We start from the raw sequence: 21,010 nt of genomic DNA, 5'->3' as shown, positions 1-21,010 counted from the left end.
AGTACCCCCTACGGGGGTAGACCGGGTCTAGCGTAAAGCCCAACGCAGATCCCGACTGCGGCATCCACCCACTCCGTTGCTCAGAAGGGATACACCGTGGGCTACCGAAAAATCCTTGCGGCAGTCGCTACCAGCGCACTGCTCGCATCGGGCCTCGTCGCGGGAACCGCGCTAGGGGCCGCCGCCGCACCGACCGCGATCGGCGGTCACGGCCAGTCGACATTCGCGCCTGGCCACTACATCGTGACTCTCGTGGACGCGGCTGCCGCGACCTACACCGGGGGAACGAACGGTTTCACTCCCACCAGGCCGAGCAAGGGAAAGCAGCTGAACGCGAAGAGCCGTTCCGTTGAGAACTATTCCCATTACCTCAAAGCTCAGCAGAAGGATGTCGCCGCCTCCGTCGGCGCCAGGATCGACTACTCCTACACCCTGACGCTCAACGGCTTCTCCGCCACACTCTCCACCAAGCAGGCCGTCGCACTCTCGATGAACAAAGACGTCGCGAGCATCGTTCCCGACGAGTTGCAGCATGTGACGGCGGTCCCCTCCACTACTTTCCTCGGCCTCGATGGTCCGAGTGGCGTCTGGGCGTCACTGGGGGGTGTGGGCAATGCCGGCGCCGGAGTCGTCGTCGGCATGCTCGACACCGGCATCGCGCCGGAGAACCCGTCCTTCGCCGGCGACTCGCTCGGCACGGCGGCGGGTGCCGACCCGTACCTGGACGGCAGCACGATCACCTTCGCAAAGGGCGATGGGAACACCTTCACGGGAACATGCCAGACCGGCGTCCAGTTCACCGCGGCCGACTGCAGCACGAAGATCGTCGGCGCACGCTACTTCGTCAACGGGTTCGGGGCGGGCAACATCGGCGGGACCGACCTCGGCGAGTACCTCTCGCCGCGCGACGGTGACGGCCACGGCTCTCACACCTCGAGCACGGCGGCCGGCAACCCGGATGTCGCCGCTTCGATCAACGGCGTGAGCTTCGGGACCATCACGGGTGTCGCACCGGCGGCGAAGATCGCGGCATACAAGGTGTGCTGGACCGGTCAGGATCCGACGGTGACGACGGACGACGGATGCGCGACATCCGACCTCGTCGCCGCGATCGACGCCGCGGTGAGCGACGGCGTCGACGTCATCAACTTCTCCATCGGCGGCGGCGCGGCCCAGACCACGGTCTCCGCGACCGACCAGGCCTTCCTCGGTGCGGCAGCTGCCGGCGTCTTCGTCTCGGCTTCCGCCGGGAACGACGGGCCGGCCTCGTCGACGCTCGACAACGCGTCACCGTGGATCACCACGGTCGCCGCGAGCACGATCCCGAGCTATGAGGCGACGGCCACGCTCGGCGATGGACAGGCGATGGCAGGGGCATCCGTGACCCTCGACATGACGCCGGGCGCGCCTCCGCTCGAGGGAGACCTCGTACTGGCGTCGGCCGTGGCCCTCTCCGGTGCGGTGAATGCGAACCTGTGCTTCGCCGACACGCTCGACCCGGCGCTCGCAGCCGGCAAGATCGTGGTGTGTGAGCGAGGGCTCAACGACCGGGTGGCCAAGTCTGCCGAGGTCGCCAGGGTCGGCGGCATCGGCATGATCCTGATCAACGTCGTCGCTGGGTCGACGGACCTCGACAACCACTCTGTACCGACCATCCACCTCGACGTGCAGTTCCATGACGCGCTCATGGCGTACGCGGCGACGGCGGGGGCGACGGTCAGCATGGCCGCGGGCAACTCGACGGGCATCGAACCGGCTACTCCGCAGGTCGCCGGGTTCTCCTCGCGGGGACCGGTGCTGGCCGACGGCAGCGACATCCTGAAGCCGGACATCACGGCTCCGGGTGTGGCGATCATCGCCGACGGTGCGAATGCCGAGGGTGGCGATCCGACCTTCCAGTTCCTCTCCGGAACCTCGATGGCCGCGCCGCACATCACCGGCCTCGCAGCGCTGTACCTCGGCAAGTCGCCGAACGCGAGCCCGTCCGAGATCAAGTCGGCCATGATGACGAGCGCGTACAACACGCTCGACAGTGCAGGCAAACCGGTCACGAACCCGTTCGTGCAGGGCGCAGGCCATGTCGATCCGACGAAGTACTTCGAGCCGGGACTGCTGTACCTGAATGACGTGGGCGACTGGCTCTCGTACATCCAGGGCATCGGTTACGACGTCGGGGCCGATCCCATCGATCCGAGCAACCTCAACCTGGCATCGATCGCCATCGGGGCCCTCACGGCTCCGGAGACGATCACTCGCACGGTGACGGCGACGCAGGCGGGAACCTTCACCGCGGCGGCCTCGATCCCCGGGATCGACGTGGTCGTCTCGCCGTCGACGCTCAGTTTCGCGAGCCCCGGTGACACGGCCAGCTTCTCGGTGACGTTCAGTCGGACGAATGCTCCACTCGACAAGTTCGCCACCGGCGCGCTGACGTGGACGAGTGGTTCGACGGTCGTCCGGTCACCCATCGCGGTGCAGCCGGTCACGATCGTCGCGCCCGCCGAGGCGAGTGGTACCGGTCTCACCGGTTCCGTGGACGTGACGGTGACTCCTGGCGGTGATGGAGTGATTCCGCTCAGCACGACCGGGCTGACCCCCGGAACGCTGCAGCGCGATCCGACCAATACGGTCAAGGACCACTCGGGATCCGGGGAGACCGGGGACTCGTTCCAGTACACGGTCAAGGTTGCGAAGGGCACGGTGCTGGCCAGGTTCGACCTGAACTCGATCGATGACACGGCCGACCTCGACCTCACGGTGTACGAGCTCGACAGCAAGGGCACTCCGATCGCGGGTTGGCAGTCGGCGAGCGGTTCCGCGGATGAGCGGGTGGACCTCTACTCGCCGGATGCGGCCAAGTACCTCGTGTACGTCGACGTGTACTCTGCGAACCCGGCGACGGCGTTCGACCTGACCACGTTCTCGGTGCTGCCGGGCGGGTCACCGCTCACGCTCGATCCGTCGGAGCTGTCCGGCCAGGCGGGAGTGCAGACGACCTACACGGCATCGTGGTCGAAGCTCAAGGCGTCGACGAGTTACCTCGGCCTCGTGTACTACGGGGACAGCGGGGCATCGACGGTGGTGTCGGTCGCGACCGGACAGCGGAAGTTACCGGTCACCGTCAACTGACGGAGGTGCAGCACGGGGTGGCGGGGGTCAGAAATGGCCCTCGCTACTCTGTGTCGCTCGCATGCCGGCCGCGGCGGGTCTCCTGCTCGACCAGTCGTCCGTCGTGCAGGTCGACGACGTTGTGGGCGCGCGCAACGAGAAGGGGGTCATGGGTGGAGACGACCGCCGCGATTCCCTTCGCCTTCACCAACTCTTCGATGAGGTCCATCATGGTCGCGGCCGTGCGGGAGTCCAGCTGTCCGGTGGGTTCGTCGGCGAGAAGGATGTCGGGCTCGCCGACGAGCGCCCTGGCGAGTCCGACGCGTTGCTGCTGGCCGCCGGAGAGTTCGTAGGGCCGCTGGGCGGCGTGGTCGGCGAGCCCGACGAGGTCGAGCATCTCCGCCACCATGGTCTCGCGCTCTGCGGGGTCGGTGCCGCGGATCCGCAACGGCACCTCGATGTTCTCCGCCGCGGAGAGCACGGGGATGAGCCCGAAGGTCTGGAAGACGTACCCGATCCTTCCGCGTCGTACTTCGGCGAGTTTGTTGTCGTTGAGGGCGGTCAGGTCCTGGTCGCCGATCCAGACGCCGCCCGAGGTGGGTCGATCGAGACCGCCGAGGATGTTGAGGAGCGTCGTCTTGCCGCTGCCGCTCTTGCCCCGGACGACGAGCAGTTCGCCCGCGTGCACCTGGATGCTGATGTCGGTGCAGGCATTCACGTCGCCCGCGCCGGTCGTGAAGGTCCGGCTGACGTTCTCCGCGCGCAGAGCCGGCCGAAGGTCTTCCATCATGATCGGTCCTCTGGGGGGTCGAGGGGCGCACTGTCCCGGGTGGCGGCATCCGGCGGGGTCGGGTCGGCCACGGCATCCGGGGCAGACCTCGCGGGGCGATGCCCCGGCCATACGCCGACGTGGTCGGGCTCGAGGGCGAGGCGAACGCGCTCGCGCAGCTCGAGCGCCTTCGTGAAGTCATCCGGGAGCTGAAGGCGCCCGACGCGGTCGAGCACCGCGAACTCCTCGGCGATGTGCTGTTCCTGCCCGTGCTCATCGACTTCGCGGCGCCGCAGAACCTCGGTGGATGTGCGGCCGTCGCGGATCTGGATCGTGCGGTTCACGTGCTCGGAGACCGCCGGATCGTGCGTGACGATGAGGGTCGTGATCCCCAGCCCTTCGTTCACGCCGCGCATCGCCTCGAGCACGTCGGAGGATGTGGCCTCATCGAGTTCGCCTGTCGGTTCGTCGGCGAGCAGGACCTGCGGGTCGTTCGCGAGCGCCACCGCGATCGCGCTGCGCTGCTGTTCGCCGCCGGACATCTCCGTGGGCTTGCGGTCCGCGCAGTATCCGACCTCGAGCAGGTCGAGCAGCTCCCGGATGCGCGCCCGGCGATCCTTCGTCGGGTTGCCTGCGACCACCATGGCCATCGCGACGTTCTCCGCCGCGGTGAGGTAGGGCAGGAGGTTCCGCGAGGTCTGCTGCCAGACGAACCCGACGCTGTGCCGCTGGTACTGCACGCGCTCCTTACGCCCCATCGTGAGCAGGTCGCTGCCAGCGCATCGTGCGACGCCAGCCGTCGGGGTGTCGAGGCCCGAGAGGATCGTGAGGAGCGTCGACTTGCCGGATCCGGATGCGCCGACGAGCGCGACCATCTCTCCGCGGTCGACGCTCAGATTGAGACCCTGGAGGGCCTGCACTTCGACGCCCTCCGCCGCGAAAATGCGCACGAGATCCGAGCACAGGATGTGCGGCTCGGTGTCGCCGGTCGCCGCGCGTGGCGACCCGGGAGGTGCTGTATCGGTCGTCATGGTTCTATCCTTCCTCGGACGTTCTGAGGGTTTTGGCAAGACTCACCCTGCGAGCGGTCGCGATGGCGACCATGGTGGCGATCACGACGAGCAGGGCGAATCCGCCGATGATGAGCGACAGGAGTACGGGGTCGAGAATGACGGCGGGCTGAAGCACGCCGCCCGTGAACGGGCGGAGATCGACACCGGCCAGCACGATGAGGGGGAGCACGGCACCGAGCACGAGGCCGACCACTATCGCGACGAGCGCGGTCGGGCCGATCTCCCATCCCGTGATTCCCTGGGCCTGCGACCGGGTGAGACCGAGCGTGCGCAGGAGCGCGAGAAGGCGCTCCCTGGCCGGACCGCTGATCATGAGTGCGAGCACGACGGTCGCGGCGCACAGGAGCGCCACGACGATGATGAGCGCGAGGAGAGCGAGCTGCAGACCGCCGGACACGGGGGAGCCGTCGAGCAGCGCCGAGGCATCCGCGGGGCTCTCGATCGTCGCGTCCGAACCCACGATCTTCGCGAGGTCTGCGGTGACCGCGCCGGCGTCTGCGCCGTCGTCGAGCGTGATCAGGGTGATGCGGGGGAGGAACTTGTCGATGTCGAACGCCGCACTGTTCGCGCGATCGATGAGCACCCAGTCCTGAACACCGCTGAGCGACGGTGACGTGCCTGGATCGCCGCCGTCGACGATGTCTTCGGGGCCGAGCGTGGAATCCTTCCCCACGGTGTACTGCGCGGCGAGATCCGGGGAGAGGAGTACGGGGATGCGTTCGCCGACCTTCCCGGACATGTCGCCGTCGAAGTGCGCAGCGCCAGGCACATTCGCCTGCACTCGCTCGAGGGCAGCGGTGTCGACCACGAGGATGGGTACGGCGATGTTGGCCTCGACGGACAGGTTCAGGAGCTTGTTGTTCTGGTAGATCGCGACGGAGTCCGCGACGCCGGGCACCGCCGCGATCTCGTCGAGCTGCTCCTGGGTGAGAATCGGCGAGTCGATGCGGAGGTCCGCGCCGACGCTCGAGTGCGCTGCGGAGTCGACCCCGCCGTAGACGGTTCCGAGGAGTACCCCGGAGAAGACCGCGACGGCGAGGCCGACGACCATGGCGAGCACGGGCGCGAGGCCGGCAGCGGGGTCGCGGATGCTGCGGTTCGCTCCGAGGAATCCGACGATCCCCTTCCGCTTCTTCGCCGCGCGCGCGAACCCCATGAGCGGGATCGGGTACACGCGCAGGACGATGAGTCCCGCGGAGAGCGCGAGGAGGAGCGGAGTCGAGGCCAGGAGCGGGTCGACCGTGACGCTTCCATTGCTGGACGCGAGTCCTCGCTGGAGGAGCAGGAACACCGCGAGTGCGGTCATCGCGAGCACGATCACCTCGAGCACCCACCGGTAGCGTCCCCGGACCCGCGGGTCGATGTCGCCACGCGCGCTCCTCAGGCTGCGCGGAGAGGTCGCTATCGCGGTGAGGACGGGCGGCACGAGGGCGACGACGCCCGCGAGGATCACCGAGACATCCGACCACGCTGACGGGAAGAGCAGGTACGCGATGACAGCGCCGATCGCGGCCCCCGGAACGGAGAGTGCGAGGATCTCGAGGGCCTGGGCCGTGCGCAGCTGCACTCCGCTCGCGCCGCGCGCCGAGGCGAGCGTGAGCGCATCCCTGCGCCGCAACAGGATGAGCCGTGACAGCAGCCACAGGGCGGCGATGGCGACCCCGATCGGCCCCGACGCCACCATGACGAGCACCGAGATGGCGGTGGACGCGCGGGAGAGGGCGGTCTCGAGGGTGGAGTCGGCATCCGAGGTGAAGATGAGCGAGGAGACGGTGGTCGAGTTCGCGACCTTGGCGACCTGCTGCGGCTGGCTGAGGTAGTGCCGCAGCTGGGGCAGCAGTTCCTCATCCTCGTCGACCGTGAGTCCGTCGGTGAAGAGCGGGATGCCCACGGATGTCGTCGCTGACAGGCGCGTCTCGTCGATCAACGTGGCCCACGATCCGGGGTCGATGAAGGCGGCGCTCGTCACGATCCGGGTGTTGGAACCGGAGAACGAGGTATGGGAGATGCCTGGCTGGAGTGCCGAGCGGGCCGCTGCCCAGAAACCATCCGCCTCGTCGAGGGCGTCGAACGTCCCGCTGAGCTTTGCGTAGAAGCCATCATCCTGGCTGACCCGCACGAGCCGTTCCTCGCCGACCTTCCATCCGGCCTGGTCGGCGCTCGCCGTGGACAGAAGGATGTCGATGCTCGGGTCGACAGGATCGCGTGTGAACTGGTTGATGGGGAATCGGGTGGGGTCCTGGGGTGCGAGCACCTGATCGAACGGGGCAGGCATCGCCCCTGCCGTGAGTGTGATGTTGTCCTCGAGCGCCGGAGCGACGTTGAGCGTGATCGGCGTGATCGGATCGTTCCACTCCACCCCGAGCCGTGCGACCTGAAGGCTGTCGGTGGAGACGACGAAGTTCGCCTCCCCGAGCGCCTTCCGCAGGGGATTCGGAGCGCTCTCCGTCGCAGCCTTCAACGCGCCCTCGAACTGGACGAACGGTGCCGTCCCCGGCGTGATCGTCGGGTTTCCTGCTGCGCGGCTCAGCAGGTCGCGACGGACCGCCGGGAGGTTATCCATCTGGTACGCCACCTCGGCGGAGGTCATGGAGCGCAGCGCGAGGGGAGCCGTCGCGGCGAGCGTCGCGACGACGAGAACGATGACCGCCAGCGCGAGCAACGGGCCGAGGTCCGACCGGAACTGGCGGGCCAGCAGTCCGAAGAGCGACATGCGGGATCTCCGGCTCATCGGGTCTCCAGCCTTTCGCTCGTGTCGAGCGCCTGGCGTCGTACCCGGGCGGCGGAGAATCCGGCGATCCCGAGCATGACGATGAGAGCCACCGCGAGAAGTGCACCGCCGAGGGCGAGGGCGAACGTCAGCGTCGCGGGGAGGGCATCCGGAACGCTCTGGATCGCAGAGCGCGCCAGGTTCGGCAGGGTGAGCGCTGAGACCGCGACCCCGGCCAGCACGCCGAAGACGACCGAGACCAGGATGACGACCGCGAGTTCCATGAAGCGGGAGCGTGACTGCTGCCGGGCGGAGACGCCCACCGCGCGCAGTACTGCGACCTCGCCGCGGCGTGCCCGGGCGAGGGTGAGTGCGACGGCGCCGAGCGAGATCGCTGCAAGGAGCAGGCATCCGATCGCCGCGATCCACAGGGCGAGTTCTGCCGGCGCGGCGAACGCGGAATCGACCGCGTCGTTCGCGGTGACGACGGTCGCGTCATTCGGAACGGCGCTTCCCAGGTCGACCGCTCCATCGGTCGCGAGCCAGACCTGGTTGGCGCGGGGTACGACATTGCTCGAGGCCATGATGTATTCGGTGAGGGCGTTCAGGTCGACGACTATCGCATGCGGGGACTGGACGCCCGGCAGCAGGCTCGCGACGGCGGCGATCCTGCCGTTGATGCTCAGACCGGTTCCCGCGAAACGGAGGGTGAAGGGGTCGCCGGGGCCGACGTCGTAGTGGCTCGCGAGCTCCTTGCTCACCACGAGAGGGAGCGGCGGCGACTCGAAGTAGCTGTTGATGCCGGCGCCGGGCGCGACCGAGGACTCCGGGTCATCGCCCTGCACGGCGAAGCGCAGGCTATACGGCCGACCTTGATCGCCGGGTATGCCAAGGGTCAGCCCGTCGGCGGCAGGTACCGTGCTGGACCCGAACGCGAACAGGAGCGGCATCCCCCAGCTTCTCGTGTCGAGGGCGACGTGCTGAGGGCCGGATGCGGTGGTCGCCTCGAGATCGCTGAACGTCGTGTTAAGGAAACCCTGGTACGCACTCACGTAATAGTCGATGGCGACGAGCCGCCACGGGTCGCGACTCGTCGGAAGATCGACGGTCGCGGTCGTCACGACCGTATCCTCGGAGCTCAGCGGCGCGATGTCGATCTGGGGGAGCTTCATCGTGATGACGGCACCCGCTGCATCCCGGAGCCAGACGACTCCCTGCACCCAGCCGCTGTTGGGAATGTGAGAGGAGGACTCGGAATCGAAGCCCTGGCGGACCGTCATCGTGAGGGAGAAGGCGGTGGCATCCTGGGGCAACTCGATGCCGTTGACCTTGGAGTCGCCGACTTCGCGCGCGAGCCTTGCCGGATCGAGAGAACCGCCGGCGTGCGTCACGACCTTCTCGATCTCGTCGTGAGGAATAGCGGTGAGCTGGCCGTCGTCGCCATCGCCGATCGAGATCGTGGTGGAGAGCACGGGAGCGGCGGCCGTCACTCCCGGCACGTCGAGGAACTCTGCGCCGGTCACCGGTGTGGCATCCGCCTGCGGGAAGGCAGACGTGGTGAGGGCGACCTTGGCATCCGCGCCCGTGACGAGCTCTGCATTGCGCTGGGTGAGCGAATGCCAGGAGCCGGAGTACCCGGATGCGATGACGACGCCGCCGACGGCCAGCGCAACCACCAGCACGGCGACCGCATAGCTGCCGAGCCCCCTCGCCACCTGCCGCGCGGAGTAGGACGGCTGCAACCGCGGTCGCGCGGAGGCGATCCGCTGCCAGGCGGAGGCGAGCGGGCCGAACACCACGAGCAGGACGAGGGCGATGGCGATGAGGGCGAGCGTGGGGGCGATAACGGCGAGCGGATTCACGGTCGTGCGGCCGGCGGCATTCGTGATGAGCGGCGAACCGTACAGTAGCGACTGCCAGACGGCGACCCCTGCTGCGGCGAGAGCGAGCACGGCCGTACCGATGGTCGCTGCCGCCTGCGTCCGGCCGGAGTCGTCGATCGCATCGCGCTTGGCGAGCCGGATCGAGTCGAGGAACGCCGTGAGGCCGAAGATCACGAGCACGGCGACAGCGTTGACGAGGGCGAACTCCCAGGGTGCGAAGGCCGCGGCATCCGCACCGAACAGTGCGAGGAGTGCGCCGGCCGCGGCAGCGAACCCTGCTGCACATCCGAGGGCGGCCACGACCGCCGATTCGATGAGCCCGGCCGTCGTCAGCCACTGCGCAGAGGCGCCGCGCGACCTCAGGAGGGCGTTCTCCGGCCTCCGCGCGAGCGACAGCAGCCGGGCCAACTGGATGAGGGCGATGAGGCCGATGAGGGCCACGAGCAGGATGCCGACGGGCGTGACCCCGCGCACGGACTCGAGGTTCCGCTGGACCGTCGAGGCGGTCTGCGCGAGGGTGCCGTCTACGAGGGCGCCGCCGGCGTCGAACTTCTCGTCGGCGGCGATGGAGTCCCGAAGTGTCGTGGCGATCGTGCCCAGGCGGTCGAGCTCGGAGGGGGTGATGACGTGCGAGTCGGCGGCGATCGTCCAGTGGACGGAGGGGATCGGGCCGAGCGTCGCGATCGCCGCTTCGTCGACGATGAGCGGGCCGAAGCTCGGCGTGCCGTCCCCGGCAGGGATCGCCGTTCCGGTCGCGACGCCGGGGTCGGAGAACCAGTGCTGGTCGAGTGCGTTATTCGGCAGCCAGGTCGCGACGATCTCGACATCCTTCGCCTCTGAGCCGCTTCCGACCGACAGGACGTCGCCGACGGAGAGGCCGAGCCGCTTCGCCGCCTCGGCCTGGAGCGCTCCCTGCAGCGGGTCGCTCGTGGTGGTCGTCGTCGGCCACGTGCCAGCGACGAGATTGGCAAAGTCGGCGAGAGAGGCATCCGACCACGGCGTGATGCGCGCTTCACTTCCATCGTCCAGGGTGAGCTGCTTGCCATCCTTCGCCGCGGACAGGGGGAAGTCGATGAGCGTCCGATCGATCGTGACCGGGATGCCCGCGAAGGTGCGCGCGAAGAACGCGTCTGCGGCGGATGTCTGCGCCGCGGGGTCGCTGCCGAGCTTCGCCTCCACGCGGAGGCTGCTCGCCGTCGGAGCGGCATCCGCGAGGAAGTGCCGGGTGTTGATGGTGGCGGAGAAGTCGAGGTAGCCGAACAGTCCGACGACGAGCGCCGTCAGGACGAGTGCGACGGCACCGACCGTGGAGAGGAGTCCGGACTGGGACGTGGACCTGCGGAAGACAAGGCCCACAGTCCGCATGAGAAGTCCCTTCTACCCCCGTCGACAGTATCAATCGAATCGCGCTCACTAAGGAGGTCGCGCGTCTCGACATGAAAAAGTTGCCGAAACACTGGACAGGAGTTTGTTTGTACGGTTTACTAACAAAATGACTGCAGCGGGAGCGCAGCGAAGCCTCTCCCCGACGTCCGCCACGGCGGCTCGCGGACCCGGTATCGCCGACCACACGACCCAGGGATTCAGCTCGGGTCGCGCGCTGCGCCCGAGCGCGAAGATCCTGCCGGAGCACGCGCGCAGCCACAACCGCTCTCTCGTCCTCCAGACCCTCTACCGTGCCGGCCAGCAGAGCCGCGCGGACATCGCGCGCAGCACCGGGCTCACGCGGGTGACAATCTCCGACCTCGTCGGCGAGTTCATCTCCGAGGGCCTCATCGTCGAGACCGGCCAGCGCGAGGATGCTCGCCCCGGCAAGCCGGCGACCCTCCTGGACATCAACCGAAGCGCTTTCCAGATCGTCGGGATCGACCTGAGCGACTACGCGATGTTCCGCGGTGCGCTGCTCGACCTGGACGGCGGGATCCTCGAACACCGTGAGGTGACACTGGCCGGGAGCACGGGGGCGGATGCCGCGGCGAAGGTCGTCGGGCTCGTCGGGGAACTTCTCGCGCTCGCCACCAGCCCGATCCTCGGCATCGGAGTCGGTTCCCCCGGCGTCGTCGACTTCACCGGTACAGTGCTCTCCGCACCGAATCTCGGCTGGACAGACGTCCCGCTGCAGCGCATCCTCCTCCAGGAGTTCTCGCTCCCCGTCGTCGTCGGCAACGACGCGAACGCCGCCGTGCTCGCCGAGCACAGCTTCGGCGGAGCCGACCGCGACATGATGCTCGTCAAGGTCGGGCACGGTGTCGGCGCGGGCCTCCTGGTCGGCGGAACCCCACTGTATGGCAGCCGGTTCGCGGCGGGCGAGATCGGCCACGTCGTCGTCGGAACCGATGGCGGCCTTCCGTGCGTGTGCGGCAAGAACGGATGCCTCGAGACCTGGCTCGCGGCTCCCCGCCTCGAAGCGGCGCTCGCCGCCGCCCGCGCGAACAGCGCATCCACCGACGACGTGCTGGCAGAAGCGGGCCGGCACCTCGGCATCTCCCTCGCCGCGATCGTCGGAGCGCTCAATCTGGCCGAGATCGTCCTGAGCGGTCCGACCCACCTGCTTGATGGCCCGCTCGCCGCGGCGACCATCGAAACACTCCGCAACCGCACGATGGCCCAGTTCCACGGCGATCTCACGTTACGGATGACAACGCTCGGAGAGGACATCGTCGTGCGCGGCGCTGCCGTGATGGTGCTCTCCGCGCAACTCGGGGTCTCCTGACTCCGCGCACCACGGGGTGTCCGGCACCGCGCTGACACCATCGCCCTAGGAAAGGAAAACACCATGAGGAAGCTCAGCTTTGTGGCTCTTGCCGCTGCTGCTGCGATCACCCTCGCGGGTTGCGCCGGAGGTGGGACGAAGACTCCCGCCGCCGACGACGGACCCGCGGACATCCGCGTCTGGCTTGTGGGCACCGATACGCCACAGGACGCTCGCGACTATCTGAAGACGACGTTCGAGAAGGAGAACCCCGGGTCGACGCTCACGATCGAGGAGCAGTCCTGGACCGGCCTCGTCGACAAGCTCACGACGAGCCTGTCGGGAAGCGACAGCCCGGATGTCGTCGAGGTCGGCAACACGCAGGCGGCGGCCTTCACGTCGTCCGGCGCGTTCCTCGACCTCACCGACCAGTACAAGGCACTCGGCGGCGACGACCTTCTACCCGGGTTCGTCGAGGCCGGAAGCTATGACGGCAAGTTCTACGCCGCACCGCTCTACTCCGGATCGCGACTCGTCTTCTACAAGAAGGATGCGCTCGCAGCATCCGGACTGACGGTGCCGACGACGCTCGCCCAGTACATCTCCAACGCGGAGAAGCTCGCCGCGGACAACCCCGGAAAGTCCGGCCTGTGGTGGCCCGGGCAGGACTGGTACAACGCGCTCCCCTTCATCTGGGAGAACGGTGGAGAGATCGCAACGTTCAAGGACGGCACGTGGGCGTCGCAGTTCTCCTCGGCGGGATCCATCAAGGGTCTCGAGCAGGTGCAGGAGCTCATGACGAAGGCGTCGACCGCTCCGAAGGACGGCAACGAGACGAACCCGCAGGTCGGATTCTGTGAGGGGACGACCCTGCAGCTCTCCGCCCCGAGCTGGGTGAAGTGGTCGATCCTGGCCGCAGCGGATGCCGAAACTCCCGGTTGCCCGGACCAGGAGTCGAACCTCGGCGTCTACGCCCTCCCCGGAGCCGACGGAGGCGCCGGCCAGGTGTTCGCCGGTGGATCGAACATCGCCGTCTCGGCGAAGTCCGCTCACCCCGGGCTCGCCGTCAAGGCGCTGAAGATCATCCTGAGCGATGGTTTCCAGACGATCTACGGCAAGAACGGTCTCGTGCCGGCCAAGGTGTCGCTCGCGAGCACCCTCGGAACGGATGAGGTCGCCAAGGCGATCTCCTCCGCCGCCGGGAACGCCCGTCTCACCCCGGCGTCGCCCAAGTGGGCAGACGTCGAGGCGTCAGGAGCGCTCACCGACTTCTTCGTGCAGATCGCCCAGGGCGGGGACATCCCCTCCCTCGCCAAGGCGCTCGACGCGAAGATCGACGGGATCCTGAACGGCTAGTCTGCTCGCCCCATGGAGGATGCTCGGCGTGACCGTGCATGTCGCGCCGAGCATCCCTTCGTACTGCCCATCGCCCTAGGAAAGGTCGGGGCACGGCCTATCTTAAGCGCGACAGACTCACGAAGGAGGGTTGGACCTTGTCGACACTGGTGAACCGGCGTGCGCGCTTCACGCCGTACATGCTGCTCATCCCTGCGACGGCCGTTCTGCTCGTCGTGATCGGCTGGCCGCTCATCCAGCTGTTCATCATCTCGTTCCAGGAGTTCGGCCGCGCACAGGTGTTCGGAGCGCCGGCGCCCTTCATCGGCTTCGAGAACTACACGAAGGTTCTCGGCGACCCGGCGTTCTGGAACGTCATGGTGCGCAGCATCCTGTTCTGCCTCGTCAACGTCGTCGTCACGATGGTCGGCGGAACGCTCATCGCGCTGCTCATGACGAAGGTGAACCGCTTCTTCCGACTGCTCCTGTCCGTCGGCCTCCTGCTCGCCTGGGCGATGCCCGCGCTCACCGCGACGATCGTCTGGGGCTGGATGTTCGACACCTCGTACGGCGTCGTCAACTACGCGCTCACGAACTTCTTCGGGCTCGACTTCCACGCGCACTCCTGGCTCATCAACCCGCTGAGCTTCTTCTTCGTCGCGACGGTCATCGTCGTGTGGGGAGCCATCCCGTTCGTCGCCTTCACGGTCTACGCAGGGCTCACCCAGATACCCGACGAGGTCATGGAGGCCGCGCAACTCGACGGTGCGCGCAGCACGCAGCGGTTCCGTCTCATCGTGTTCCCGTATCTCAAGTCGATCTTCCTCGTCGTCACGATCCTCCAGGTCATCTGGGACCTTCGCGTGTTCACGCAGATCTACGCGCTGCAGGGGATCGGCGGCATCCGGGAGCAGACCTCGACGCTCGGCGTCTACATCTACCAGGTGGCACTCGGCTCGGGTGAGTACGGCATCGGCGGCGCCATTGCCGTCATCACGGTGTTCTTCATGATGGCGATCTCCCTCTATTACGTTCGCCAGAGCCTCAAGGAGGAGCAACTGTGACCACCGCGACAGTGCGGGCAAGGATTCCGCACCGCAAACGCAGCGTGCGCAGGCGCGTGAGTTCGATCGTGCTCAGCGTCATCGCGGTCATCGTGTTCGTGTGCGCCGCCTTCCCCGTGTACTGGATGCTGCAGACCTCCTTCCAGCCGAACAACGAGATCATCGGATCCCAGGTGAACTTCTGGCCGAAGACCTTCACGTTCCGCAATTACGAGACCGTGCTGTTCGCGACCGATCGGGCGCAGTTCCTGCCGGCCCTCGGCAACTCCGTCATCGTCACGGTCCTGACCGTCGTGATCGCCCTCATCTTCGCGTTCCTCGCATCCCTGGCCGTCACGCGTTTCCGGTTCCGTTCGCGCAAGTCCTTCATCCTGACGATCCTCATCGTGCAGATGATCCCCGGCGAGGCGATGATCGTGTCCACCTACCGCGTCCTGGACGACTGGGCGCTGCTCAACACGATCGCCGGCCTCACGCTCGTCTACGTCGCGACCGTCCTGCCGTTCACGATCTGGACGTTGCGCGGATTCGTGAACGGCGTGCCCGTCGACCTCGAAGAGGCGGGCATGATCGACGGGCTCTCCCGCACGGGAGCGTTCTGGAAGATCACGTTCCCGCTCCTGGCGCCCGGCCTCGTCGCGACGGGCGTGTTCGGATTCATCCAGGCCTGGAACGAGTTCCTCCTCGCCCTCGTCGTGATGTCGCGGCCGGAGATGATGACGCTGCCGGTGTGGCTGCGCACCTTCCAGGTCGCGCACGGGACGACGAACTGGGCGGCGATCATGGCCGGATCCACCCTCATGTCGATCCCGGTCATCATCTTCTTCCTCGTCATCCAGGGTCGGATGACGCAGGGGCTCGTGAGCGGGGCGGTCAAGGGATGACCGGGAATGGATCAGGCGTGCGCATCGGCGTGGACATCGGCGGGACGAAGACGGATGCCGTGGCGATCGACGCTGACGGCGGGATCCTCCACCAGGTGAGGCTCGGGACGGGGTACGGCGCCGACGCGGTGCTGAACACCGCCGTCGATGCGGTGAACCGCGTCGCCGCGCTGGCCGGAATTCCCGTGAGGGAAGCGGATTCGGTGGGCGTCGGTGTGCCGGGCCGGGTGGACACGGTTCACGGAACGGTGACCCACGCGGTCAACCTCGGAGTGCAGGGCCTCGACCTCGGCGACCTGCTCTCGTCGAGGCTCGGTGTCCACGTGCACATCGAGAACGACGTGAACGCCGCAGCCCTCGGCGTGTACCACCTGCTCGAGACCGAGGGCTGGCCTGACGCGAACGACCATTCGATGGCGTATCTGAATCTCGGCACGGGCCTCGCCGCCGGCATCGTCGTGGCAGGGGGGCTCTGGCGCGGCTCGAGGGGGACCGCCGGGGAGATCGGCCACATTCCGGTCGATCCGGCCGGCCCGCTGTGCCCGTGCGGCCAGCGCGGCTGCCTCGAACTCATGGCGTCGGGCTCCGCGATCACCCGGCAGTGGCCGACGGATCACCCGATGCCCGCGCAGCACCTGTTCGAAGCCGCGGAGGCCGGTGACGAGTCCGCCATTCTCGTGCGGAGCCGGCTCCTCGACAACGTGGCATCGGCCGTGCGGGTTTTGGTGTTGACTGTCGATGTGGATCTTGTGGTCATCGGTGGAGGCATCTCGTCCCTCGGGGCGCCTCTGATCGATGGCATTCGGTCTGTTCTCGCGGAGCGGGCGACCGAGTCCCCGTTCCTCGCGTCCCTCGAACTCGCCGATCGCGTGCGGCTCGTTCCCGGCGGTTTTCCTTCGGCGGCGATCGGCGCCGCATACGCCGGCGTGCGCGCACAGGGCTCCGTGACGGTGGCCTGATGGCTGAGGTCGTCATCGTCCCCGACGCCGCCGCAGCGGGTGAGATCGCGGCGCACGAGATCGAGAAGCTGGTCAGACGGAAGCCGGATGCCGTGCTCGGCCTCGCGACGGGATCGACTCCGCTCACCACCTGGGCGGCGCTGGCGGCTCGCCACCTCGACCTCACCGGCGTCCGCGGCTTCGCGCTCGACGAATACGTCGGACTCCCCGTGGGGCATCCGGAGTCGTATCGTGCGGTGATCGACCGGGAGGTCGTCGGTCCGCTCGGGCTCACCCCGTCGCTCGTTCACGTCCCGGCGGACAGCGGCCGGATCGAGACGGCGGGCGATGACTACGAGGTCGCGATAGATGCCGCGGGAGGCATCGATCTTCAGGTGCTGGGGATCGGGCGCACAGGGCACGTCGGATTCAACGAGCCCGGCTCATCGTTCGCGTCGCTCACGCGTGTGAAGACTCTCGCGCAGCAGACCAGGATCGACAATGCCCGCTTCTTCGATTCGCTCGAGGCGGTCCCGACGCACTGCGTCACGCAGGGGCTCGGAACGATCCTGCGAGCTCGTCGACTCGTCCTGCTCGCGTTCGGGGAGGCGAAGGCCGGCATCGTCGCCGACGCGCTCGAGGGCCCGTTGACTGCGAGCGTGCCCGCCTCCGTCATCCAGCTCCACCCGCGCGTGATGGTCATCGTGGATGATGCTGCGGCCTCCGGGCTCGCGAATGCCGAGTACTACCGGTACGCCTGGGCGAATCGCCTGGAGTGGGAGAAGGACTAGACGGGAGAACCGTTCGCCCAGACCGCGGCGACCGAGAGGTCGTGGTCGAGAATCACGGCATCCGCAGCGAAGCCGGCACGAAGTCTGCCGAGGCGGTGGTCGAGTCCGAGTGCCTTCGCGGGCGTCGACGTGAGAGCGGCGACGGCATCCCTTGCCGGGATTCCCGCGCGCGACACGGCGAGCCGGAGCGCGGCGTCCTGCGTGAGGGTCGACCCTGCGATCGTGGTGGTTCCGGCGAGCACGGCAAGACCGTCGCGCACCGTCACGTCGAGAGAGCCGACCCGATACTCTCCGCCATCCACCGAGGTTCCGGCCGCTGCCATGGCGTCGGTGACGAGCGCGATGCGGCCGGGGGCCGAGTGGAACGCCATGCGCGCGACATCCGGATGAACGTGGTGGCCGTCGAGGACGAGTTCGAGGGTGACCCGGTCGTCCTCGAAAGCCGCGACGACGGGTCCGGGGGCGCGGTGATGTATGCCTTCCATGGCATTGAACGCGTGCGTGAGGATACGGGCGCCTCGATCGAACGCCTCGCGTGCGAGGTCGAAGTCCGCCTCCGAGTGGCCGATCGCGACGACGACGGATGCCTCGACGAGAACGTCGATCGCCTCGAAGGCCCCCGCGAGCTCCGGGGCGATCGTGAGCTGGCGGAGCGTGCCGCGGCTCGCGCCGAGGAGTTCCTCGAGCTCGTACGCCGACGGCGGACGGAGATGGTCGGGATTGTGCGCGCCCTTCCTCGCCTCGGAGAGGAAGGGGCCCTCGAGATGGGAGCCCAGGATGGTGGGGTCCTCGCTACACAGGTCCGCGACGGTCGACAGGCTCCGGCGCAGGTCGTCGAGCGGGTTCGTGACGAGACTCACCACGGTGCGGGTCGTTCCGTGAGCGCGATGGGCCGCGATCCCCTCGCGGATCTCGTTCGCGTCCCCGTCGTAGGAGTGGCCGCCACCGCCGTGGCCGTGAAGGTCGATGAAGCCCGGCACGAGCCGGCGACCGGCGACGTCGACCCGCGTTGTCCCGTCATCGACATCCGGGTGCCGTCCGCTCCCGGTCGCCGTGATCGTGTCGCCGTTTGCGATCATCCAGAACTCATCGACCTCGCCGTCCACGTCGAGTTTGCGCGCATCGTGGAACAGGATGCTCACGATGCCGCCTCCCTCGCCGACTCCGTGCGCAGGTTGATGATTCCGCTCACGAGTGCGATCACGCCGAAGACGACAGCGACGATCGGATGCCCGAGCATCGCCCAGGCGATCGTCGCTGAGCCCATGACCGCGATCTCCACGATGCCTCGCCCGACGATGTCCACTCGCACGATGGCCTTGGGCGAGCGGAACAGTCCCCAGACGACGATGGCGAAGAGGGGCGCGCCGATCATGAACAGGATGCCCGGCCAGGGGAACGGCCAGGCGAGGTAGCCCCAATAGCCGAGCGAGAAGAAGGCGAACAGCTCCAGCAGGAACCGCACGACGTCGTTGGGTCCGATGCGGACCTTCTCGGCGGTGTTCGACACGCCTTCAGCCTACCGAGCGGTCAGCGGAAGATGATGGTGCGCTGGCCGTCGAGCAGCACACGGTGCTCTGCGAACCAGGTGACCGCCTGGGTGAGGGTGCGGGACTCTTCGTCCTGGCCGATCGCCATGAGCTCCGCCGGCGTTCGCGAGTGGTCGACCCGCACGACGTTCTGCTCGATGATCGGACCTTCGTCGAGTTCACCCGTGACGAAGTGCGCCGTCGCGCCGATGAGCTTGACGCCCCTGGCGTGGGCCTGGCGGTAGGGGTTCGCTCCCTTGAAACCGGGCAGGAAGGAATGGTGGATGTTGATGATCCGTCCCTGCAGCCGCTCGCACAGCTCAGGGGAGAGCACCTGCATGTAGCGGGCGAGCACGACGAGTTCGATGTCGTGCTCGTCGATGGTCTCGATGATGCGTCGTTCGAACGCCAGCTTCTGCTCGGGCGAGACGACGGAGTGCGCCTCGAATCCGACACCGTAGAACTCGGCGAGACCCGCGAGATCCGGATGATTGCTGAGCACGAGCGGAAGGTCGACCCTGAGCTGCCCCGCACGCTGGCGGAACAGGAGATCCGCGAGGCAGTGGCCGGCCTTCGACACGAGAACGAGGGTGCGCAGGGGACGGCCGACGACATCCAGCGTCCAGGTCATTCCGTAGCGGTCGGTGACCGGGGCGAGTTTCGCCTGGAAGGTCTCTCGGTCCGTTGCCGCCTCCACCTGAAGCCGCATGAAGAACATCCCGGTGTCGAGGCTCGCGAACTGCTGCGACTCCGTGATGTTGCCACCGGCGTCGACGATCGCACCGCTCACGGCGTGCACGATGCCCGGCCGGTCGGTGCAGACGAGCGTGAGAACCCAGTGCCCCGCGCGGTTCGCGCCATCCGGCATCGTCTCGCTCATAGCCCCCAAGCGTATTGGATCGGTGCGGGTAGGCTGGAACGGATGACGCTCTCGTGCGGCATCCAGCGGGCGGCTTCGCGCACCACACCACACCATTCGAAGGGTTTCCGGCCATGCGCGCGCGTCGTACAGATACCCCGTTCCCGTGGGTCGGCCTGCTGACGCTCGCCGGCGCCATCTTCATCGCCGTGACGAGCGAGTTCCTGCCGACCGGTCTCCTGCCCGAGATGGCGGACGGGCTCGGCGTGCCGCAGACGAGCGTCGGCCTGCTGATCACGGTGTTCGCGGCGACCGTCGTCCTGAGTGCAGCACCCCTCGCTGCGATCACCCGGCGCCTCCCGCGCAAGCCGCTCGTGATCGTCGTGCTCATCACCTTCGCCGCGTCCAACTTCCTGAGCGCCGTCGCACCGACCTACGAGGTCATGGTCTTCTCGAGGATCCTCGGAGGCCTCGCGCACGGACTGTTCTGGGCCGTCGTCGGTGCGTATCCGGGGCACCTCGTGGAGAAGCGACACCTCGCCCGCGCCGTGGCGATCACCTCGGCGGGCGGGTCGGCGGCGTTCGTTCTCGGAGTGCCGGCCGGTACCGCACTGGGTCACCTGCTCGACTGGCGCGTCGCGTTCGTCGTCGTCGGGGTCGCGGTGCTCGTGCTCGCCGCACTCGTGTGGGTGTTCCTGCCGCCGGTCAACCACATCCAGCCTCTCGCGACGGGCGAGATCGCCCTCCCCCTGCGCAGGGATCGCACCCTCAGGGGAGTGATCCTGGTGTGCGTCATCACGACGCTCATCATGATCGGGCACAACCTCTACTACACGTACATCGTCCCCTTCTTTACGGATGTCAATGGCTTCTCCGGCGAATCGGTGAGCATCCTGCTGCTCGTCTACGGCGCGTCCGGAGCCGTCGGCCTCGTTCTCGTCGGCGTGTTCGGCGGGCGGTTCCCGAGGGCAGGACTGATCGCGAGCGTCGGGTTCGTCGGCCTCGCAGTACTCACGACGGCCCTGTTCCCGAACGAGCAGGTCGTCGTCGTCATTGCGCTCGTGGTGTGGGGGATCGCGTTCGGCGGGGCGCCTGCTCTGCTCCAGACACGGGTGCTGCAGATCGCGTCCCCGCAGATCCGGGACGTGTCCGCGGCCCTCGTGACGACCTCCTTCAACGTCGGGATCGGCGGAGGCGCGCTCGTCGGGTCGATTCTGCTCACCGGCTTCAGCCTCACCGTGCTCCCGTTCGCGGATGTCGCCGTCGTCGCGTTCGTCGTCGTCCTCATCCTGGTCAGCGATCGGGTCATCGCTGTCAGGCGTTCCCGTGACGGCGGGGCGGCCGCATAGTGAGGACCGCCGGTTCGGTCGGTTTC

The 21,010-nt window shown here is 67.7% G+C and carries 15 protein-coding genes; 8 read left to right on the top strand and 7 right to left on the bottom strand.

The window, feature by feature from the left end; all coding sequences use genetic code 11:
• The first annotated feature begins 96 nt into the window (after positions 1 to 96).
• Positions 97 to 3,129 (top strand): S8 family serine peptidase, encoded by a 3,033-nt coding sequence (locus tag BKA04_RS05450; protein WP_232841975.1) that lies wholly within the window; start codon positions 97 to 99, stop codon positions 3,127 to 3,129.
• Positions 3,130 to 3,172: 43 nt separating this feature from the next.
• Here BKA04_RS05450 and BKA04_RS05445 read toward each other — a convergent pair whose 3' ends face one another.
• From BKA04_RS05445 to BKA04_RS05430, 4 genes are read right to left on the bottom strand one after another with little or no spacing between them, the layout of a single operon-like run.
• Complete coding sequence (locus BKA04_RS05445; RefSeq protein ID WP_104095495.1) at positions 3,173 to 3,898, bottom strand: ABC transporter ATP-binding protein; 726 nt, start codon at positions 3,896 to 3,898, stop codon at positions 3,173 to 3,175.
• A complete protein-coding gene (locus BKA04_RS05440; RefSeq protein ID WP_104095494.1) occupies positions 3,895 to 4,908 on the bottom strand; it encodes an ABC transporter ATP-binding protein in 1,014 nt (337 codons plus the stop codon). Before BKA04_RS05440 ends, BKA04_RS05445 begins: the two co-directional genes overlap by 4 nt.
• Before the next feature lie 4 nt (positions 4,909 to 4,912).
• Entirely contained in the window at positions 4,913 to 7,681 is a 2,769-nt protein-coding gene (locus BKA04_RS05435) for an FtsX-like permease family protein (RefSeq protein ID WP_134542242.1), read from the bottom strand.
• Complete coding sequence (locus tag BKA04_RS05430) at positions 7,678 to 10,908, bottom strand: FtsX-like permease family protein (protein WP_104095492.1); 3,231 nt, start codon at positions 10,906 to 10,908, stop codon at positions 7,678 to 7,680. Before BKA04_RS05430 ends, BKA04_RS05435 begins: the two co-directional genes overlap by 4 nt.
• Before the next feature lie 127 nt (positions 10,909 to 11,035).
• Here BKA04_RS05430 and BKA04_RS05425 point away from each other — a divergent pair, with 127 nt between their 5' ends.
• The 6 genes from BKA04_RS05425 to BKA04_RS05400 all read left to right on the top strand — a co-directional run bounded on the left by BKA04_RS05425 (position 11,036) and on the right by BKA04_RS05400 (position 17,247).
• Positions 11,036 to 12,256 (top strand): ROK family transcriptional regulator, encoded by a 1,221-nt coding sequence (locus tag BKA04_RS05425; protein WP_104095491.1) that lies wholly within the window; start codon positions 11,036 to 11,038, stop codon positions 12,254 to 12,256.
• A gap of 63 nt (positions 12,257 to 12,319) precedes the next feature.
• Positions 12,320 to 13,591 (top strand): extracellular solute-binding protein, encoded by a 1,272-nt coding sequence (locus tag BKA04_RS05420; protein ID WP_104095490.1) that lies wholly within the window; start codon positions 12,320 to 12,322, stop codon positions 13,589 to 13,591.
• 137 nt (positions 13,592 to 13,728) lie between these two features.
• Entirely contained in the window at positions 13,729 to 14,634 is a 906-nt protein-coding gene (locus tag BKA04_RS05415; RefSeq protein ID WP_232841974.1) for a carbohydrate ABC transporter permease, read from the top strand.
• Positions 14,631 to 15,518 carry a carbohydrate ABC transporter permease gene (locus BKA04_RS05410; protein ID WP_167309678.1) on the top strand — a complete coding sequence of 296 codons (888 nt, stop codon included), beginning with the start codon at positions 14,631 to 14,633 and terminating at the stop codon, positions 15,516 to 15,518. Before BKA04_RS05415 ends, BKA04_RS05410 begins: the two co-directional genes overlap by 4 nt.
• Complete coding sequence (locus BKA04_RS05405; protein ID WP_174719816.1) at positions 15,515 to 16,477, top strand: ROK family protein; 963 nt, start codon at positions 15,515 to 15,517, stop codon at positions 16,475 to 16,477. The genes BKA04_RS05410 and BKA04_RS05405 overlap by 4 nt, the downstream gene beginning before the upstream one ends.
• Positions 16,477 to 17,247 carry a glucosamine-6-phosphate deaminase gene (locus BKA04_RS05400; protein WP_104095488.1) on the top strand — a complete coding sequence of 257 codons (771 nt, stop codon included), beginning with the start codon at positions 16,477 to 16,479 and terminating at the stop codon, positions 17,245 to 17,247. The genes BKA04_RS05405 and BKA04_RS05400 overlap by 1 nt, the downstream gene beginning before the upstream one ends.
• On the opposite strand, the gene nagA is transcribed toward BKA04_RS05400, so the two are convergent.
• From nagA to purU, 3 genes are read right to left on the bottom strand one after another with little or no spacing between them, the layout of a single operon-like run.
• Positions 17,244 to 18,392 carry an N-acetylglucosamine-6-phosphate deacetylase gene (gene nagA, locus BKA04_RS05395; RefSeq protein WP_104096649.1) on the bottom strand — a complete coding sequence of 383 codons (1,149 nt, stop codon included), beginning with the start codon at positions 18,390 to 18,392 and terminating at the stop codon, positions 17,244 to 17,246. The two genes, BKA04_RS05400 and nagA, sit on opposite strands and share 4 nt — an antisense overlap.
• Positions 18,386 to 18,757 (bottom strand): YrdB family protein, encoded by a 372-nt coding sequence (locus tag BKA04_RS05390; protein WP_104095487.1) that lies wholly within the window; start codon positions 18,755 to 18,757, stop codon positions 18,386 to 18,388. The genes nagA and BKA04_RS05390 overlap by 7 nt, the downstream gene beginning before the upstream one ends.
• A 20-nt stretch (positions 18,758 to 18,777) precedes the next feature.
• The gene (gene purU, locus BKA04_RS05385; protein ID WP_408646445.1) at positions 18,778 to 19,656 is read right to left on the bottom strand and encodes a formyltetrahydrofolate deformylase; all 879 of its coding nucleotides are present in this window, start codon (positions 19,654 to 19,656) and stop codon (positions 18,778 to 18,780) included.
• A 53-nt stretch (positions 19,657 to 19,709) separates the two neighbouring features.
• Here purU and BKA04_RS05380 point away from each other — a divergent pair, with 53 nt between their 5' ends.
• Positions 19,710 to 20,984 (top strand): MFS transporter, encoded by a 1,275-nt coding sequence (locus BKA04_RS05380; protein WP_333473433.1) that lies wholly within the window; start codon positions 19,710 to 19,712, stop codon positions 20,982 to 20,984.
• Positions 20,985 to 21,010 lie beyond the last annotated feature (26 nt).

This window comes from Terrimesophilobacter mesophilus (genome assembly GCF_014200375.1).
GTDB classification, from domain to species: Bacteria; Actinomycetota; Actinomycetes; order Actinomycetales; family Microbacteriaceae; genus Terrimesophilobacter; species Terrimesophilobacter mesophilus.
The sequence above is the reverse complement of the archived record's forward strand: the minus strand, read 5'-3'. Positions and strand labels throughout refer to the sequence as shown.

Bases quoted from the DNA above. Each gene is read 5' to 3' on its own strand.
- BKA04_RS05425 (WP_104095491.1), top strand. From the start codon at position 11,036: ATGACTGCAGCGGGAGCGCAGCGAAGCCTCTCCCCGACGTCCGCCACG.
- BKA04_RS05445 (WP_104095495.1), bottom strand. From the start codon at position 3,898: ATGATGGAAGACCTTCGGCCGGCTCTGCGCGCGGAGAACGTCAGCCGG.
- BKA04_RS05430 (WP_104095492.1), bottom strand. From the start codon at position 10,908: ATGCGGACTGTGGGCCTTGTCTTCCGCAGGTCCACGTCCCAGTCCGGA.
- BKA04_RS05400 (WP_104095488.1), top strand. From the start codon at position 16,477: ATGGCTGAGGTCGTCATCGTCCCCGACGCCGCCGCAGCGGGTGAGATC.
- BKA04_RS05405 (WP_174719816.1), top strand. From the start codon at position 15,515: ATGACCGGGAATGGATCAGGCGTGCGCATCGGCGTGGACATCGGCGGG.
- BKA04_RS05420 (WP_104095490.1), top strand. From the start codon at position 12,320: ATGAGGAAGCTCAGCTTTGTGGCTCTTGCCGCTGCTGCTGCGATCACC.
- BKA04_RS05435 (WP_134542242.1), bottom strand. From the start codon at position 7,681: ATGAGCCGGAGATCCCGCATGTCGCTCTTCGGACTGCTGGCCCGCCAG.
- BKA04_RS05440 (WP_104095494.1), bottom strand. From the start codon at position 4,908: ATGACGACCGATACAGCACCTCCCGGGTCGCCACGCGCGGCGACCGGC.
- purU (WP_408646445.1), bottom strand. From the start codon at position 19,656: ATGAGCGAGACGATGCCGGATGGCGCGAACCGCGCGGGGCACTGGGTT.